The 18,062-nt window shown below is 45.9% G+C and carries 18 protein-coding genes; 10 read left to right on the forward strand and 8 right to left on the reverse strand.

What is annotated here, in order from left to right:
• Window positions 1-16: 16 nt before the first annotated feature.
• The 6 genes from FSB75_RS04075 to FSB75_RS04100 form a co-directional block, all read right to left on the reverse strand.
• On the reverse strand, window positions 17-442 hold the full coding sequence (locus FSB75_RS04075; protein ID WP_146783171.1) for a phage tail protein: 426 nt from the start codon (window positions 440-442) through the stop codon (window positions 17-19).
• A gap of 104 nt (window positions 443-546) precedes the next feature.
• On the reverse strand, window positions 547-1,122 hold the full coding sequence (locus tag FSB75_RS04080; RefSeq protein WP_146783174.1) for a TMEM175 family protein: 576 nt from the start codon (window positions 1,120-1,122) through the stop codon (window positions 547-549).
• A gap of 146 nt (window positions 1,123-1,268) precedes the next feature.
• Window positions 1,269-2,099 carry a 2OG-Fe(II) oxygenase gene (locus FSB75_RS04085; protein WP_146783177.1) on the reverse strand — a complete coding sequence of 277 codons (831 nt, stop codon included), beginning with the start codon at window positions 2,097-2,099 and terminating at the stop codon, window positions 1,269-1,271.
• Between the two features lie 80 nt (window positions 2,100-2,179).
• Window positions 2,180-2,560, reverse strand: a complete 381-nt coding sequence (locus FSB75_RS04090; RefSeq protein WP_146783180.1) for a hypothetical protein — start codon at window positions 2,558-2,560, stop codon at window positions 2,180-2,182.
• 81 nt (window positions 2,561-2,641) lie between these two features.
• On the reverse strand, window positions 2,642-3,037 hold the full coding sequence (locus FSB75_RS04095; RefSeq protein WP_146783182.1) for a hypothetical protein: 396 nt from the start codon (window positions 3,035-3,037) through the stop codon (window positions 2,642-2,644).
• A 57-nt stretch (window positions 3,038-3,094) separates the two neighbouring features.
• A complete protein-coding gene (locus FSB75_RS04100) occupies window positions 3,095-5,362 on the reverse strand; it encodes an aconitate hydratase (RefSeq protein ID WP_146783184.1) in 2,268 nt (755 codons plus the stop codon).
• Between the two features lie 110 nt (window positions 5,363-5,472).
• On the opposite strand from FSB75_RS04100, the gene FSB75_RS04105 reads away from it, so the two are divergent.
• The 9 genes from FSB75_RS04105 to FSB75_RS04145 all read left to right on the forward strand — a co-directional run bounded on the left by FSB75_RS04105 (window position 5,473) and on the right by FSB75_RS04145 (window position 15,027).
• Window positions 5,473-5,718 carry a PspC domain-containing protein gene (locus FSB75_RS04105; protein ID WP_227990759.1) on the forward strand — a complete coding sequence of 82 codons (246 nt, stop codon included), beginning with the start codon at window positions 5,473-5,475 and terminating at the stop codon, window positions 5,716-5,718.
• Between the two features lie 173 nt (window positions 5,719-5,891).
• Window positions 5,892-6,305, forward strand: coding sequence for a hypothetical protein (locus FSB75_RS04110; RefSeq protein WP_146783187.1), 414 nt, complete (start codon window positions 5,892-5,894; stop codon window positions 6,303-6,305).
• A 64-nt stretch (window positions 6,306-6,369) separates the two neighbouring features.
• On the forward strand, window positions 6,370-6,804 hold the full coding sequence (locus FSB75_RS04115; RefSeq protein ID WP_146783190.1) for a hypothetical protein: 435 nt from the start codon (window positions 6,370-6,372) through the stop codon (window positions 6,802-6,804).
• A gap of 133 nt (window positions 6,805-6,937) precedes the next feature.
• Window positions 6,938-11,263: a PAS domain-containing protein gene (locus FSB75_RS04120; protein WP_146783193.1), complete on the forward strand. Its 4,326-nt coding sequence runs from the start codon at window positions 6,938-6,940 to the stop codon at window positions 11,261-11,263.
• Window positions 11,260-11,661, forward strand: a complete 402-nt coding sequence (locus tag FSB75_RS04125; RefSeq protein WP_146783196.1) for a response regulator — start codon at window positions 11,260-11,262, stop codon at window positions 11,659-11,661. Before FSB75_RS04120 ends, FSB75_RS04125 begins: the two co-directional genes overlap by 4 nt.
• 99 nt (window positions 11,662-11,760) lie before the next feature.
• Window positions 11,761-12,495 (forward strand): DUF72 domain-containing protein, encoded by a 735-nt coding sequence (locus FSB75_RS04130; protein ID WP_146783199.1) that lies wholly within the window; start codon window positions 11,761-11,763, stop codon window positions 12,493-12,495.
• 8 nt (window positions 12,496-12,503) lie between these two features.
• The gene (locus tag FSB75_RS04135; protein ID WP_146783202.1) at window positions 12,504-13,034 is read left to right on the forward strand and encodes a DinB family protein; all 531 of its coding nucleotides are present in this window, start codon (window positions 12,504-12,506) and stop codon (window positions 13,032-13,034) included.
• Window positions 13,035-13,131: 97 nt separating this feature from the next.
• Window positions 13,132-13,950, forward strand: a complete 819-nt coding sequence (locus tag FSB75_RS04140; RefSeq protein WP_146783205.1) for a TIGR03915 family putative DNA repair protein — start codon at window positions 13,132-13,134, stop codon at window positions 13,948-13,950.
• A 180-nt stretch (window positions 13,951-14,130) separates the two neighbouring features.
• Window positions 14,131-15,027, forward strand: coding sequence for a MerR family transcriptional regulator (locus tag FSB75_RS04145; RefSeq protein ID WP_146783208.1), 897 nt, complete (start codon window positions 14,131-14,133; stop codon window positions 15,025-15,027).
• 21 nt (window positions 15,028-15,048) lie between these two features.
• Here the strand turns inward: FSB75_RS04145 and FSB75_RS04150 are convergent, their stop codons facing one another.
• Both FSB75_RS04150 and FSB75_RS04155 read right to left on the reverse strand, forming a co-directional pair.
• Window positions 15,049-16,209, reverse strand: a complete 1,161-nt coding sequence (locus FSB75_RS04150) for a sigma-54-dependent transcriptional regulator (protein WP_146783211.1) — start codon at window positions 16,207-16,209, stop codon at window positions 15,049-15,051.
• Window positions 16,210-16,618: 409 nt separating this feature from the next.
• The gene (locus tag FSB75_RS04155) at window positions 16,619-17,605 is read right to left on the reverse strand and encodes a pyruvate dehydrogenase complex E1 component subunit beta (RefSeq protein ID WP_146783214.1); all 987 of its coding nucleotides are present in this window, start codon (window positions 17,603-17,605) and stop codon (window positions 16,619-16,621) included.
• A 167-nt stretch (window positions 17,606-17,772) separates the two neighbouring features.
• Between FSB75_RS04155 and FSB75_RS04160 the strand changes: the two genes are divergently transcribed.
• Complete coding sequence (locus tag FSB75_RS04160; protein ID WP_146783217.1) at window positions 17,773-18,039, forward strand: SemiSWEET family sugar transporter; 267 nt, start codon at window positions 17,773-17,775, stop codon at window positions 18,037-18,039.
• The last annotated feature ends 23 nt before the right edge of the window (window positions 18,040-18,062 follow it).

The following is an 18,062-nucleotide window of genomic DNA, read 5'->3' on the forward strand; positions in this document are numbered from 1 at the left end:
CGCGGTCTTCGTATTGTCAAGTCAGGATAAATCCTTCGTGCGCAAGTTCAAGCGTTTCCATAAGTACATCGTTGCTTGCCGCGTTGAATGCACCGACTTCGTATTTGCAGGGCCAGGCATTGTGCACCTTCCAAACGGCAACCGGCTCGTGGGCTTCGTTCAATAATGAAATAACAATGTCTCTTCTCTCAACGGTATTCTGCCGCACCGAATTTATCCAGTTAAAAAAATCATTGTCGGCTTTTTTTACGCCGCGTTTCAATATGATGTTGGTAAACTTGCGCAGGCCGGGCATTTTAATCGCCGATTGATCCGGCGACGAGCCTTCGCGGAATTCGACTACGGCGATTTCCATTGACAGTCCACCGACTTCCGAAAAACTAATTTGCGCACCGCCCCACTCTACTCTGAAATGATATTTTGATAACGGATAATTTCCCATAAGCCTGTTGATTGTTTTTTTGACACAGTGAAGAATTGTTTTCAATAAACCCATGCAGCTTAAAAGTACAGAAGTTTTACGGTTGTAAACATCATCGCAAGTTCTTATACGGCGCCCTTGCTTTCGAACCTTTTATCGGGTATAACCCACATCATCGCCACCAAAACGTAAAGCGTAAAGCCAATCATTGGATGAACGAAGCAAAGCCCAATGCCGGCCGCATAAATAACCACGGATAATTTTCCTTTGCGATCATTGCCCAGTGCTTTGCTAAAATTTGAATTCTTGCCGTGAAGATCAATAAGACAGTGTGCTAAAAAATAATAAGCAACGCCGCACATCATTAGCACAAAGCCGTACAAGGCCACAGGCAAAGTGGCGAAATGATTTTCACCCATCCAACCCGTAACAAAAGGTGTAAGCGAAAGCCAGAAAAGCAAATGCGAATTCGCCCACAGCACACCGCCGTTAATGCTGTGCACAGCCTGCAACATGTGGTGGTGATTGTTCCAATAAATGCCCACGTAAATAAAGCTCAGAAGATAGCTGACAAATACCGGCAACAGCGGCTTAAGCGAATCCCATGAAGTACCGTGCGGTACTTTCATCTCCAGAACCATAATGGTGATGATAATGGCCAGCACGCCGTCGCTGAAGGCTTCAAGTCTTCCTTTTCCCATAAACAAATTTGAAAAGGCCGAAATTATTCTGTTTCGCGAAACGATTGCGTCAATGCAACAAGATGTTTCAAGGACTTTCCTCTTCCTTTATTGTTGCGCTGCTACAAAAAAGAAAGGCTTGAATTATTCAAGCCTTCAAAAGATTTCTACTTCACCATTTTTTTTGCTACGTTCCAAATGAGCGGCGGGGTTATTTGCTTTACAACGCCTTTGACTAAATCTTTCGCGGTAACACGGGCCTTCACTTCATTCATTGCGCCGGGACGGTCTTTAAATATTGTGGAGTGATCTTCAAATCCGTGGGCGATTTCTTCCTCCGGGCGACCGTTTGTGTAATAATAAAGTGCAAACGATTTACGGCTTCTGTCGGCTGGACATTTCAACGGATCGGGATGACCGTGGTATGAAAAGGTGGTTGTGGAAAAAATAGCCATACGGTTAAAAACAGGCAGCAGTCTTTTCCGGCACGCTTGCATGTCTTTATCCCACAATTCAAAATGTCCGCCCCACTCTTCCTGCCAATCCTTGTTTAAATAAACAAGTACGTTCAGGCGCCGATCAAGCTTGCTCCAACGTTGCTTATTAAAATCTGAGTGAATTTTCAAATAACCGCCGGGTAAAATCTGGTGAAAACCTCCGCCTTCAAAATAAGCGTCTGGAAGAATGGTTTCAATTCCAGTTAAATGCGTAAGAAATTCAAGAAAAGGCTGCGAGTTTAAAAAATGCGCAAAGGCTTTGGTGTATTCGCCAAAACGATATTCGCCTTGCGTGGCTTTCTTTATTTGTCCGGGCTCGTCATACTCAAGCATCGGCTTTGCTTTCAAGTCGGGAAATTCGGCCAGCACTTTTTCCAACATCTCTTCATTGAAAAAATTATCGAAATAAATATTAGGGAAAGGTTCAGCTTCTGCGTATTCTTTATGTTTTGCTTTGGCAAGAGCGTGCAATTCCTCAACAGACTGGTTAATGAAATTCATAACAACGTTCAAGTTTTGCTGACAAAGTAGGCATTTCTCACAAAAGGCCAAAGCGCCGGGTTTGCAATTTTGGCACAGCGCTAGTCCGCCAATCGCCCACCAGCAGTTATCCAATCAATGATTTTTTTCTGATCGGCAGCAGTTAACGGAGCATTGGGTGGCTGTGGCATTTGGTTGACGGTTCCTGCCTGGTCAACAGCCCTGACTTTGATTCTTGCTTGTTGTGCAACAATCGTATTGCTGTTGCTGAAATCAAGGCCGCTGGCCGCACCGGCGCCAACGTGGCAACCGCTAACTGCGCAATTGGAAGACATCATTGTTTTTACCGCGCTGAACAAAGGACCGGGTGTTCCGCTGTCGTTTACAGTGCCGTTGTTTGTTTCGCCGTTGCTTTTGCTGCAAGAAGTAAAGAAGAAGGCAGCGCTAATTATCAGGGCCGGCAGAAAGAAATTCTTTTTCATTATGAATCGGGTTTGATATAAACACTACGATTGTGTAGTGATACCAATTGGTGTATGCCGACAAAAAATGTGTAACCGATCTTAATGACTGTTGATGATAAAAGCGTAAAGAAAAAGCATCGAGAGGAAATTCATGAGGATGGACGCAATGAACGCACGTTTAAGTTCGTGCCGGGAAAAGAAAAAGCAAAGAAGCAATCCTTCAACAACCACCGAAAACCACCACAAAAAAGCCACCACAGGCAATTGCAAGTTCAAACCGTTATACTTGCCCATGTCGTAACCAAGCGCATGTAAAACTGCCGCCGCTACATAATAAATCAGCGTCAGCGAAACAAGATTGACGAGAACAGAAATGCCAAAGCTTGCCCAAAACTTTTTAAGCTTAAAAAAATAAAGCACCAGGGCTTCGATTAGAAACGCAATCAAAAAAATTGCGAAGATGATAAGAAACGGTGTAAGGCTTTCAATGCTCATAAAGAAAAAACCTGCAAGACCTTTTCGGCCTTACAGGTTTTAAAAATAAGCGAGAGCTTAAAGTTTACCAAACTGCTTGCGAATAAGGTTCAGGGCGCTACCGGCTTTGAACCATTCAATCTGCTGCTCGTTGTAGGTATGATTGAGTTTGATTTTGTCCGATGTGCCGTCGGCATGACGAAGCACCATTGTTAATTGTTTGCCCGGCGCAAAATCGGTAAGTCCGGTAATGTCAAACAAATCGTCTTCCAGAATTTTGTCGTAATCGTCTTTGTTGGCAAAGGTCAGACCGAGCATTCCCTGCTTTTTCAGGTTTGTTTCGTGAATACGGGCAAAGCTTTTCACCACAATGACTCTTACGCCCAAATGCCTCGGCTCCATTGCAGCGTGTTCTCTCGATGAACCTTCGCCGTAGTTTTCATCGCCCACCACGACGGTACCGATGCCTTTTGCTTTGTACTGACGCTGCGTAGCCGGCACAGGACCGTATTCGCCGGTCAATGAATTCTTCACGCTATCCGTTTGTCCGTTGAAAAAATTCACGGCGCCAATAAGCATGTTGTTCGAGATGTTGTCCAAATGACCACGGAATTTCAACCAGGGACCCGCCATTGAAATGTGGTCGGTAGTGCACTTACCTTTTACTTTAATTAGAAGACGAAGGCTGGTTAGATCCGTTCCTTCCCATGCAGGAAAAGGACTTAATAATTGCAGGCGTTGCGACGAAGGACTGACTTCCACTTTAACACCAACGCCACTCGCTGCCGGCGCCTGATAGCCCGGGTCTTCAACCGAAAATCCGCGGGGCGGAAGTTCAAAGCCTTTGGGTTCGTCAAGCATCACTTCCTCTCCTTTTTCGTTCGTCAATTTATCCTTCAAAGGATTGAACGAAAGCCTTCCGGCAATGGCATAAGCCGTCACAATTTCTGGCGAAGCCACAAAAGCGTGTGTGGAGGCAAGACCGTCGTTCCGCTTGGCAAAATTTCTGTTGAAAGAAGTAACGATGGTATTCTTGCGGGTTGGGTCGTCAATGTGCCGTGCCCACTGACCGATGCAGGGACCACAGGCGTTGGCCAAAACCACGCCACCGATTTCGTCGAAAGTGCCCAGGTAACCGTCTTTTTCGATTGTGTAACGCACTACTTCCGAACCGGGCGTGATGGTAAACTCGCTGGCTGTTTTCAAATCTTTCGCTTTTGCCTGCGCAGCAATGGAAGCGCTGCGGCTGATGTCTTCGTAAGACGAGTTGGTGCAGGAACCAATCAAAGCTACTTCTACTTCATCGGGCCATCCGTGTGCGGCAACGGCTTCGGCCATTTTCGAAATGGGCGTCGCCAAATCTGGCGTAAACGGACCGTTTACATAAGGCTCCAGTTCAGCCAAATTCAGTTCAAGAACCTGGTCGTAATATTTTGTGGGATTTGCGTAAACTTCTTCATCGGGACGCAAGTGTTCACGAACCCGGTTGGCTGCGGTCGCCACTTCTTCGCGGCCCGTTGCGCTTAAGTAGGCCGCCATTTTATCGTCAAAGGCAAATAGCGAACACGTCGCGCCAATCTCTGCACCCATGTTACAAATGGTGGCTTTGCCGGTGCAGCTTAAACTGTCCGCACCTTCGCCAAAATATTCAACAATTGCGCCTGTGCCGCCTTTTACGGTCAATTGTCCGGCCACCCAAAGAATGATGTCTTTTGCCGATGTCCAGCCGCTCATTTTGCCGGTGAGTTTTACACCAATCAATTTGGGCATTTTCAATTCCCACGGCAGGCCGGCCATCACGTCCACGGCATCCGCTCCGCCAACACCAATGGCAATCATGCCAAGACCACCGGCGTTTGGTGTGTGCGAATCAGTTCCGATCATCATGCCGCCGGGGAAGGCATAATTTTCCAAGACAACCTGGTGAATAATGCCTGCGCCGGGTTTCCAAAAGCCAATGCCGTATTTATTGGAGATTGAAGCCAGAAAATCATATACCTCGCGGTTGGTATCAATGGCGGTGCTCAGGTCTTGCTCCGCTCCCACTTTGGCTTGTATCAAGTGATCGCAGTGCACCGTAGAAGGCACGGCCACGCGGTCGCGTCCACAGGTATCAAATTGAAGAAGCGCCATCTGCGCCGTTGCGTCCTGCATGGCTACGCGGTCAGGTGCAAAGTCCACGTAGTCTTTTCCGCGTTCAAAAACGCGGGTAGCCGGCTTAAAGCTATGGGCGTATAAAATTTTTTCGGCGAGGGTCATGGGCCGCTTTAACAGGTTACGGGCGGCAAGTACTTTGGAAGGAAGTTCGTCGTAAACTCTTTTGATGAGATCCAGGTCAAAAAGCATAGTAGTTATATTGAAGAGTTGACAACAGGCATTTTGTTTGCGCTGTTTTAAAAGTGGTGCGAAAGTAATAAAAAGACGGCAAGAAAGCACCCTGCCCAACCGTTCAAAAAATGGAAAACGCCTATATTCGTTTTGTGAACCGCTTCAAAAATTTTATCGAATGGAAGGCCTTTGGCGTTTGTTCAGCCATCGGCGAAAAGATGGGCATTGCCACTTCCCGCATCCGCATGTGGTTTATGTATATTTCCTTTCTTACGCTCGGTTCGCCCATTATTATTTACATGATTCTCGCTTTTTGGATGAACATAAAACGTTACATCCTCGCCGCAAGACGAAACCCGTTGCGATATTTATAGGGTTTGTGGTTGGCGCGAAAAGGGTGAAGCCCTTGCACCTCACCGGCCTTATAAAATAGAACGGATTGAAATGAAAAGAATTCTCGCACAACACGAAACCACAAACCACAAACTACCAACTACAAACCTCTGCCCGCTGGCACAACATTTTTATCGTTGCTGAAAACGCTTTTATGAACCGCAACGAGGACAACAAGAACGAAGGCCGCATACCGGAACAAAATTCATCGAAGCCAATGGACAGCAAACGTGATGTGGAGCTGTCGCCCGACGAAAAGACCGATCAGGATTTTCCCGGCTACCCACACTACCCCGCTAAGGAAGACATCATGAGTCATGACAGCGGCTTTCACCGCGTAGATGCGGATGTAGAAGGAATGGCGGCCGGTCCGAACGCCTCCGGTCTTAACCAGCGGTTCGTCGAAAATCAAAAAAGTGAAACTTCCTCTTCGCGTGCCGAAGGCGAAAGCGATGACCTTGCTGCCGTTAACGGCACAGCCGATGAAATCGGTCTTCCGCAAAATGTGTCGAACGAAGACTTGCGCAACGACGCGGAACTCCCCGAAAGCAATTTGAACGAGGAGTGAGAGAACCGAAACTTTTCAACGTTTGTTTTGCCGCATCAAATACAAAGGACGCATCTGCTAAAGCATGAACATAATTATTGGTTTTCTGCTCGTTCTTCTAACGGCCTGCGTTAGCTGCAATCCCGTCAGGCGCATTGACATGAAAAACGAAACCGCCGACACGGTAAAATTTATCTGGCGGTTAAACGAAGACAGTTTGATGAACAATCCCTTTTTGTTAAGCAATTCCAAGAAGCTTGAATTTACATTGTACCCGCCCAAAGTCAAGGCCATTAAAATGTCTTTTGGAGAAGGGAACTGGAGCCCAAAGGACGTTCAAAAATTAGTCGGTTTCCTGGAGTCATTTGAAATCATTTCGCCTTCACAACACATAAAGATTGATTCGCTGCCAATGCTGAAAGATTTCTTACTGGCGCGCCGCCGCGGCATTGGCGGCGCGAGAATTGAGATTGCCGTAATGCGGCCAGTACTGAACGACAAAGACGCCATGACGCATTGAGTCGCAATAAAGAAAGCAAGGCTCCCGTGTTTGCCTTTCGGTCATCCGAAAGTTGAAATCCTTCCTCTATCTTTAATCTCTTGTCACACTTGTTGCCCGTGTGCAGCGGCAACGTTAAAAACACCCTTTGTTTGTGGAAGCAAAAACCGGTACAACATTATCATTAACCAACCTAGCCTGCCTGCCGCGCTTTGCCGCTTTTCTGTTGACGGAAAAACTGGCTGCCTTTGTGCAAAAGCAAATTGACTATGCGTACGAGTTGAACGTTCCGCTGCTGAAGTTTTTTTTGAACATACCCGCCGACGAACGCTTTAGGATAGGCCTGCAAACCAACACCGAGTTTCTGAATTACCTGGTGGAGAACAGGGCCGCTGAGCAGATTGAGCAATCCATAAAAAGATGGACGGGAAACCAATTGCAGGTTATAGACAGAGATGCCATCGTTGCGGATGATATAATACAGGTTAACCATTTGCGAAAGATGGCCATGCTTGACTTTGTGACGGAGTACTCAACCGACGTGCAAGAGATAATAGCGTTAAGCAAAGAAATCGATTTGTTCATCTTGCAATCTATTACCGCCGCTACAAATCAATTTATGGAAATGGTGAAGGAGCGAATGGAAGAAAACTCGCACTTTATTCAAAAGGTAGCGGAAACCATTCCGGGCGCCATTTATGTTTTTGATGTAGAATGTTTCAGAGGAATTTATTCAAATAAAAAACTTCCGGACATCATTGGTTACGATCAGTCGGACTTGAATTTGCTTGGCGAGAAGGCCGTTTCTTCACTCGTACATCCCGATGACCAGGAAAAACTTTTGCAACAGATTGAAACGATCCGTCAATCGCGGAAAGACGAGCATTCCGTTGTTAAATACCGCGTTCGAACAAAGGATGGATATAAATGGCTGGCCAATTACGAGTCGGTTTTTAAGCGCAGGGACGATGGCTTAGTCTCGCAGACCATTGGCATAACGCTGGACATTGACAAAGAGCAAAAGGCAATCGAGAGGCTGCACAACCGCGAACAGCAATTGGTGGAAGCGCAAGAGATTGCCCAACTGGGAAATTTTTACTGGGATTTTCAGAAAAGTGTTTCAACCGGCTCGCCCAAAACGTTTGAATTGCTTGATACCGGGCCCAACGACCTTCAAAATTTTATGCAGAAGGTTCACCCCGATGATCGCAAATCTGTAGAAGCGGCAATTAACGCCGCCCTGGAGTCGGGGCAATTTAATTGCGAGTACCGCATTCAATCAAAAAACAAAACGCGTCACATTTGGGCAAGGGGCATTGTTGAATACCTTGATGGTAAGCCCATAGGCATGAGGGGCACGGTGATGGACGTTACAGAACACAACGAGCTTTTGCAAAAATTAGCAGAAGCCGATCGCCGCCACAAGCGAGCCGAAGCCCTTGCACATATAGGCACTTACGTCTGGAACTTTGTCTCAGATGAAATTGAATGGTCCGACGAGATGTATGCCATCCATGAAGTAAGGAAAGGAACACCGATGAATTATCGGGCCGTTCTTGACAAGGTAATTCCCGAGGACAGGACGATGCTTCACGACATTATTACGGAAAGCATTGACCGGCAAAAAGCGTATGATTTTTACTATCGCATTTCAACGCCAGAGGGTAAAATAAAAATTCTTCATTCGCGGGGAAGCGTTGAAGTCAACGAAGGTCGAAAGCCCGAAAGAATTGTGGGTACCGATCAGGATGTAACGGAAAAACAAACGCTTATCCGCCGCTTGCAAAAATCAGAATCATTGTACATGCAGGCCGAAGTAATTGCAGACATGGGCAACTGGAGTTGGGACATTAAACACAACACCCTGGAATGGACAGACCAGTTGTACCGCATTTACGGCCTCGAACCGCAAAGCGAGGAACTGTCCATAGAGCGGTTTCTTTCTTTCGTTCACCCGGATGACCGTGAGTTTGTGGCACAGGGCGTAGACCGGTTAAACACAGAAGACACGCTTGATTATACGTTCAGGATCGTTACCGAAGACGGTACGCAAAAATGGTTGCGTTCCATTGCGCAGGTTTTGCGTAACGAAACCGGCGAGGTTACCTACATTGTCGGCACGGAACAGAACGTAACCGAAAAGCAAAAGCTCATTGGCAAGTTGGAAGAAAGCCAGCGTCTATACAAACAAGCCCAGGAACTGGCGCAAATGGGAAATTTTTCCTGGAACTGCAACACGGATGAAGTCTTTTGGTCGGATGAAGTGTACAAAATTTATGAGAGGTCTCCCGGTGAGAAAGTAAAGTTTACGGATGCCTTTGAACCCATTGTTGAAGAACACAAAGGTGAGGTTCAAAAAACAATTGAACAGGTACTGCTAACAAAAAAAGGCCAGAGCATTAGCTACGCCATTCGCAAAAAAACCGGCGGTTTAAAATACATCAGTCTGCATACAGATGTGAGTCTTGCCAAAGACGGAACCGTTACCTGCGTTATTGGCACGGCGCAAGACATTACCGAGAAAGAAGAACTCATTCTCCGCTTGCAGGAAAGCGAACAACTTTACAAACAAGCACAGTCGCTGGCACGGATGGGCAATTGGTCCTACGAACTTGAGACAAAGAACATAAAATGGAGCGATGAACTTTTTGCCATTTACGAACGGTCTAAAGAAGCGCCGCTGTCAATCGAGGAATGGTCGTCTTATATAGATCTGGAAGAAAGGGAAAAGATGTTGGCTCAGATGGACGCTGCTATTCGGGAAAAGAAACCGATTGATTTTATTCACCGCATTACCCTGCCGAACGGAAAAACAAAAGTTCTTCACCGCCGCGGCGAAGTCATTACCAACCAAACAGGAAAAGCCATCAAATTAATCGGCACCACGCAAGAAATTACCCAGCAATACAAAACGCAAACAGAACTTCGCGAAAGTCAAAACTTCATTCGTAAAATCACGGACGCAACGCCGTCCATCATCGCATCCTATAACGTAAACACAGGCGCTTATACGTTCATTAGCGAGGGGCTTGAAAAACTGTTGGGCTATCCCACCAGCGAAGTGATGGAAAAAGGGACGGCCTTCTTTGTGAGCATCGTACATCCCGATGACCTGCCGGTGATAATGGAAAAGAATCAAAAGGCGCTGGATGAAGCCAACAGCATTTCCCCCAAAAAGGACATTGTTGCGGAGTTTACATACCGCATGAAGCACAAGAACGGCGACTACCGGTGGTTTCATACGTACGGAACAATTTTCGATTACAACGGCAACGGCAAAGTGGAGCATATACTGAACATTACGCTTGACGTAACGGAGCAAAAATTAGCTGTTCAAACCATTCGCGAACAGGAATATTTTATTCAGCAAATTGCCGATGCCTCGCCTACTATTCTTTACCTCTTTGACGTGCCCACACAAAGCCTGGCTTACATAAACCGCGAAGCTTTTTTTGTGCTGGGCTATTTGCCGGAGGAAATCATTGAAGAAGGCGGCAACGTTACGGCCCTGCTTTATCATCCCGATGACGTGCAGCTTTTGCCCGCACGAAAGCAAAGCAAAAAGAATTTTCAGCAAGTGGACAGCATGATCCAATACGAGTGCCGCATAAAACACAAAGACGGAGACTACCGCTGGCTGCTGGTGCGTGAAATTATTTTCAAGAGCGATGAGAAAGGCGCCGTTACGCAAATCATTGGCGCTGCGCTCGACATTACCCGCCGCAAAGAAATGGAGCGAACCATTTTGCAAAACGCAAGGCAACTGGAGCAATCCAACGCAAGCCTGGAGGAATTTGCTTACGTGGCTTCGCATGACCTGAAAGAACCGCTGCGAAAGATATCCACTTTTGGCGACCGGCTTGTGGCTTCGCAACTTGACCGGTTGAGCGACGAAGGCAAAATTTATCTTACCAAAATTGTGGATGCGTCGCAGCGAATGCAAGCCATGATTTCCGATTTGCTTTCCATCTCCATGATTAGCGGCAACAGTCAATTTGAAAAAGTAAGCCTGCAAAAAATATTGGAAGAAACCCTGCAAACCCTCGAATACAAAATTGAACAGCAAAAAGCGGTGATTCGTTACGAGGCTTTGCCGGAAGCAAACGTGATTCCGTCACAATTCAGACAACTTTTTCAAAACCTCATTGCCAACTCGCTAAAGTTTGTACGCGAAGGCGTGCAGCCCATTATTTTAGTGCAATGCGAGACGGCATCTTTGGAAGAAAAGCAATCGCACCAGTTTTCAAAATCTGCCACTTATCTGAAACTTATTTTTTCCGATAACGGCATTGGCTTTGAAAACGAATACGCACACAAGATCTTCGCCATCTTTCACCGACTTCACGGCCGAAGTGAATATGAAGGTTCGGGCATTGGTCTTGCCATTTGCAAAAAAATTGTCGAGCACCACGGCGGCGTTATTTTTGCCAGCGGCCTGCCGGACACCGGCGCCACGTTTACGCTAATTATTCCGGCATGAAACGAAAGCACAGGATTTTAATTGTTGACGACGATGTGGATGACAGGGAAATCATTCGCGACGCATTTGAAAGCAAGCTTGACGCGGTTAACTGTATATTTCTGGAAAACGGCGAACGGCTATTGAGCTACCTCGAGGACCTTCGCGATTCCGGTGAGCCATCGCTGATCATGCTGGATTTAAACATGCCTGGAAAAGACGGCCGCGAAATTTTAAAAGCCCTTAAAACCGATAATTATTTCCGGCGGATTCCAACGGTTGTATTTACTACTTCATCTTCTTACCGCGACCGGCAAGCCGTTTATGATTTGGGCGCCAATTGTTTTGTTACCAAGCCCGATACGTTTAACAAGCTGGTGGAACTAACAAACGCCATTGCGTTGTTGTGGCTGGAGTGAGAGTTGATAGGTTGATAAGTTGATGAGTGCATTTTGCAACCTATCAACCTATCAACCTATCAACTTATCAACTGGTACAGTTTTTTGGACTCTCACAACATGCGTCATATCCGCTGGCACATCGGCTGTTCGGGGTTTTATTACAAAGAATGGAAAGAAGTTTTTTATCCCAAAGGTCTTGCGCAAGCCCGGTGGTTTGATTATTACGCACAGCACTTTAATACGCTTGAGATCAACAATACCTTCTATCGTTTTCCCGAGCCAACGCTTTTTCAAAACTGGTACAGTAAAGCACCCGATCATTTTTGCTTTTCGGTGAAAGTGCCCCGCATTGTTACGCACCTGCAAAAGTTCAAAGAAACCGAACAGGTTCTTGGCGATTTTTATCTTCTTGCCAAAGAGGGGCTGAAAGAAAAACTTGGAGCCATACTTTTTCAATTGCCGCCAAGCCTTGCCTACAGCGAAACACTGCTCCAAAACATCCTTTGGCAAATGAATCCGCTATACCAGAATGTAATTGAGTTCCGGCACATAAGCTGGTGGCGAAAAGATGTGTTCGCAGCTTTGAAACAAGCCAACGTTTGCTTTTGCGGCGTAAGTTTTCCGGGGTTGATAAGCGATGCAGTTGTCGATTTATCGTTCGCTTATTATCGCTTTCACGGCGTACCCAAATTGTATCATTCGGCCTACAGCGAGAGTTTTATTGAACGCATCGCAGCACAGATGGCCGCGTCAACTGTGAACGAAGCCTTTGTTTACTTCAACAACACCGCATCTGCCGCTGCCCTGCATAACGCAAAATATCTGCAAACTTTAATAGCCACCCATTCGTAAATTGAAAAATGATACAACAAACGCCCTGGTTTGAACGGGCCTTTAATTTTGATTTTCCCGTTACAAATTTCTCGGTAATTTTTAGCCGGCTCGAAGGAACACTGTTCCGGTTGCAGGCCATTTTGACGAATGCTGATGACGATTATTGCAGTTACAATACCGATGGCTGGTCGGTGAAGGAACACTTGGGACATTTGTCTGATCTGGAAGAGTTATGGTGGAAACGCCTGCAGGATTTTTTAGACCGTAAAGAAATTCTTACGCCTGCCGATTTAACCAACACAAAAACGAATGAAGCCCGGCACAACGAAAAAAGCCTCGAGCAATTGATGCAACAATTTGTCGTTGAACGCCAGCGAACACTGGAAACAATTTATGGTTTCGACCGCGGCACGCTCAGCCTTATATCGGTTCATCCGCGCTTGCATCAGCCCATGCGTTTGATTGACTCGCTCTATTTCGTAGCCGAGCACGACGACCACCACATTGCTAAAATTTCCGGTCTTTTGCGCAAGCCGGAACCGGCACCCGGCAATTGATTTTTCCTTTGTAAAGTGGCTTTCCAACCGGCATTTCTTTAAGAAAACAACAGCATTTCTGCTCTTCTTTTTGCTATATATTTTAGTATTTTTAAGCATGAAGACAGTAGTGTATGACGGTAGCTTTGAAGGTTTTTTGTGCGCTGTATTTGATGTGTATGAATACAAAATAAACGAGCCGGAAATCGTGCCTTTGCGGAAGCATCAGCCTTCAATGTTTGCCGGGCCACATTTTGTAAACCATAATTTGAGACACAGCAACCGCGTGTGGAAAGCATTGGAAAAGAAGCTCACCCTAACCGCGCAGAAGGCTGTGTACCTCGCCTTTCTTTCCGAACTGGATGGCATTGAAAATAAATTGTTGCAATATTTTCAACAAGCTTTCGCGGCCGAAAAAGTTCTGGACGAAGATGTTCATAACCCCGTTGGGCAATCTGTATTTCAGGCCGCAAAAAAAGCACGGCGAGAAAAGAAACGAACGGAAGATTTTGTACGTTTTCAGGAAACAAAAAATCATTTACACTATGCCCTGATTGAGCCGGCCTGCAACGTGCTTCCGCTGATTGCTAAAGAGTTTAAGAAAAGCTATACAGACCGGTGCTGGATGATTTATGACGCAGAACGACAGTACGGTTTTTATTACAACGGAAGACAGGTGCAAAAAGTTCGGGCTAAATTTTTACAGGATGCTGAATCGCAAAAAGATGCAATTGCAATCTTTGACGAAGGCGAAGCGCTTTATCAGCAACTCTGGAAAAAGTATTTTAAAAGCGGAACCATCCTGGCCAAGGCAAACACAAAATTGTACGTTCAACAAATGCCTGCGCAACAGCACAACAATTTTCCTGAACAACAGCCACACCTTGGCTTAAGCTTGCAGGACAGGTTGACGAATTGGACGTATAAAAGAGCTTAATATTCTGGTATGCCGGTGATAATTGCCGCATAGTGGAGAAAGCGTTGAAGAGTGCGACGCAACGGAAGCTAAAATAGTAGCAAGGCAGTCTGGTACATAATATTGTTTGCAATCGGCGTGTAGGATTGTAAAATAATTCGCGTAAATGATGGACGGCAGACGTTATTTTCGCAAGCGGCCATGCAAAGTTTTTCCATCCGAAATATTGAGTTGCTCACGGGCATAAAAGCCCACACGCTGCGGATTTGGGAGCAGCGTTACAATTTTTTTAAAGCGCAACGCAAAGAGAGCAAACAACGCATTTATTCGAACGAGGATCTTAAAAAGCTCCTCTGTATTTCTTTCCTTTACCACAACGGCTGGAAGGTGTCTAAGATTGCCGTATTGTCTGATGATGGAATTGTGGAAGAAGTGCGCAAGGTTGCTCTCCATATTTCGAATTACAAAACTTACGTACAACAACTTTTGCAGGCCGCTCTTGATTTTAACGAGGCATCTTTTCTCGCCGTGTTGAACGAGCTGATTGAAAATATTGGTTTCGAAAAAACGATCATTGACGTATGTTACCCGTATCTGCATCGCATTGGGTTGCTTTGGGATACGGGCAATGTTATTCCTGCACAGGAACACTTTTCAAGTTATCTTATTCAAAACCGCTTGATCAGCGAAACGGAAAGGTTTTCAGCAGCACAAAACGAGGCGCCGGAACTTGCTCTTTTTTGCCCGGAGAACGAATACCACGAATTGCCGCTTCTTTTTTTAAACTATCTCCTGCGAAAGAATAACTGGAAAGTTTTATACCTCGGTGCAAACATTAAACTTGCTGATTTAAAAGAAGCTGCACAACTTCCGGGCATTCGCTTTTTGTATTTGCACCTCATTACCAATTTTACGGGTGTGCACATTGACGATTATTTGGAAACGCTGCGAAGGAGCTTTCCTGATCATCAAATTTTTGTTTCGGGCCGCGGCATTGAGCAGAGCCAGCGAAGCTTTGTCGGCTTGCAACTTTTGCGAAGAGACGAAGATATTTTTCGGTTAATTGAATCGCGTGAAAAGCAAGCATTTCCTCGTTAATCAATACATTCCGCCGGGGCTTTATTTTGGTAACACGTATGATTTGATGTCGTTTTCCGTAATGGTTTTGCCAGAGAGGATAACCAGCCGCTCCACAACGTTTCGTAACTCGCGGATATTGCCGGTCCAGTTGTACTCCTGTAAAGCCTTCATGGCGTCATCGTCAATGGACTTTGGCGGCATGCCGTAATCTTCGCAAATTTCTTTTAGAAAATTATTGACCAACAACGGAACGTCGTCTCTTCTTTCGTTCAGAGAAGGCACATGGATAAGAATAACACTAAGGCGGTGATAAAGGTCAAGGCGAAAGTTCTTTTCTTCTACTTCCTTCATCAAATCTTTGTTGGTGGCGGCGACTACCCGCACGTCCACGTTGATGTCCTTATCGGCGCCAACGCGGGTTATTTTTCCTTCCTGCAAGGCACGCAAAACTTTGGCTTGTGCACTTAAACTCATGTCGCCAATTTCATCCAGAAACAACGTGCCGCCGTTGGCTTGCTCAAACTTGCCGATGCGTTGCTTGATGGCTGACGTGAACGAACCTTTCTCGTGGCCAAACAATTCGCTTTCGATCAGTTCACTTGGGATGGCGGCGCAGTTCACTTCAACCAAAGGATTTTCGGCCCGGCTGCTTTTTTGATGCAGCCAACGGGCCACCAACTCCTTGCCCACGCCGTTCTCGCCGGTAATTAAAACCCTGGCTTCGGTAGGCGCAACTTTTTCGATGGTGTCTTTGATTTGTTTAATGGGCGCCGACTCGCCAATCATCTCTTGCACTTTGCTTACACGACGCTTAAGGGTCTTTGTTTCGCTTACCAGTTTGTTTCGCTCCATGGCGTTGCGAATGGTAATAAGAAGACGGTTCAAGTCTGGCGGTTTGGAAATAAAGTCATAGGCGCCTTTTTTCACGGCTTCCACAGCGGTTTCTATTGTGCCGTGACCGGAAATCATAATGACGGGAACATCGGGGGCTGCTTCTGTCGCCTTTTGCAGAAACTCCATCCCGTCTATCTTGGGCATTTTAATGTCGCACAGAACAACGTCAAAGGTTTTCTCCCTGAATTTTTTCAGGCCTTCTTCACCGTCTGCTGCTTCTTCAATTTTGTAGCCTTCAAAGGAGAGAATTTCTGTAAGGGTTTTGCGGATTGATTTTTCGTCGTCAATGATTAGAAGCGTCGCCATTTTTTTTATTGAGACGGCAAAGTAAAGGAAATAAGAAGAAACGCGCATGTACGGTTAGCAACAAGAAAGCAGTACGGCAAGTGGCAATAAATTTTTGCAAACGCTTCAAATGTATTCGTCCTAAAAAGAGGTGAAGCAGTGTATGTGTGCGTTGACTTATTCGGGATTAATGAAGTAAGGGCAAACACTTAGAAAAAAATAAAGGCCGGATAGAAATCCAGCCTCGTGTAAAATCCAATATCCTATGAAAAACCGAGACAAAGATGCAGTCCTTCATCCAGAATTCAAAACTTTTCGAAAAATATTTTTTGGGGTAGATGTATTGAAAATGAAAAAGTTGTGTCCATTGGACACAACTTTTTATCAATTCTACCCACTTTGGGGCAGGTCTTCTACGACTTGATTTCAATTATTTTTTCAGATACATTACTTCCTTTACAAGACTTACTGTTCGCGGCACGTCAGGCAGCGCTGCTGCAACCAGATTCGGGGCATAGTGCAATGGTGCATCGGCCGCTGTGATGCGGCGAATGGGCGCATCGAGGTAATCGAAACCTTCTTTTTGTATGCGATAGGCCACCTCGGACGAAATAGAAGCGAAAGGCCATTGCTCTTCAACAATCACCAGGCGGTTTGTTTTTTTCACGCTTTCCAAAATGGTCATCCAGTCCAGCGGGCGGATGCTTCGAAGATCGATGACTTCGGCACTAATTCCTTCCTTCTCCAACTCCGCTGCCGCACCAAGAGCTACCTTCATCATTTTATTGAAAGAAACAATCGTTACATCACGGCCTTGTTTCTTTACATCTGCCTTTCCCAGTTCAATGTAATATTCTTCATCGGGCACGTCACTTTTATCGCCGTACATTACTTCGCTCTCCATAAAAATAACAGGATCCTCTTCGTAACGGATGGCCTGCTTCAACAAACCTTTGGCGTCGTAGCCGTTGCTTGGCGATACCACTTTTAATCCCGGGATGTTTGCATAAAGCGCTTCAAAAGCCGTTGAGTGCTGTGCCCCCAATTGACCTGCCGAGCCGTTCGGGCCGCGAAATACAATAGGGCAAGTAATTTGTCCACCGCTCATGGCCAGCATTTTTGACGCAGTGTTCAAAATCTGGTCGAGGGCTAAGGCAGCAAAGTTCCAGGTCATAAATTCCACAATCGGTCGAAGCCCGTTTTGTGCAGCACCCACGCCAACGGCTGCAAAACCCAGTTCCGCTATGGGCGTATCAATTACACGCCTCGGGCCAAATTCGGCCAGCATGCCTTGGCTTACTTTATAAGCGCCGTTGTATTCGGCCACTTCTTCGCCCATTAAAAACACACGATCGTCGCGGCGCATTTCTTCGTTCATGGCTTCGCGCAGGGCTTCACGAAAAGGAATTTGTCTCATGTAATTTTGAATTGAAAGGTGGGCAAATTTAGCAGACGAGGCGGAATAAACCTAAAAGTGGTTAAGGGCCGGTCATTGATAAATAATCTTTATGCTTTTCATTGTCAAAGACGAACCATAAATAGTGAAGTCCTCCTTCTGGCCGGGCCTTTGCAATTGCTTGCCGCATGAACTGGACACAAGTTGTGGGTTTGTTTGCCGGTGTTTGCACTGCATCCTCTCTCCTGCCGCAATTGATAAAGACAATTAAAGAAAAGAAAGCGGAAGATATTTCGAAACTAATGCTTGCCGTATTGATGTTGGGTGTGGCTACATGGGTGGCTTACGGTTTCATGCGCAACGATTTTCCCATTATTCTAACCAATTCGTTTTCATTTTTGCTGAACGTTTTTATGATGGTATTGCGATTTAAATACAGCCGTAAAGGCAAGTAGCGAATAGCGAAACCGGATGAAAA

Source organism: Flavisolibacter ginsenosidimutans, assembly GCF_007970805.1.
Classification (GTDB): domain Bacteria; phylum Bacteroidota; class Bacteroidia; order Chitinophagales; family Chitinophagaceae; genus Flavisolibacter; species Flavisolibacter ginsenosidimutans.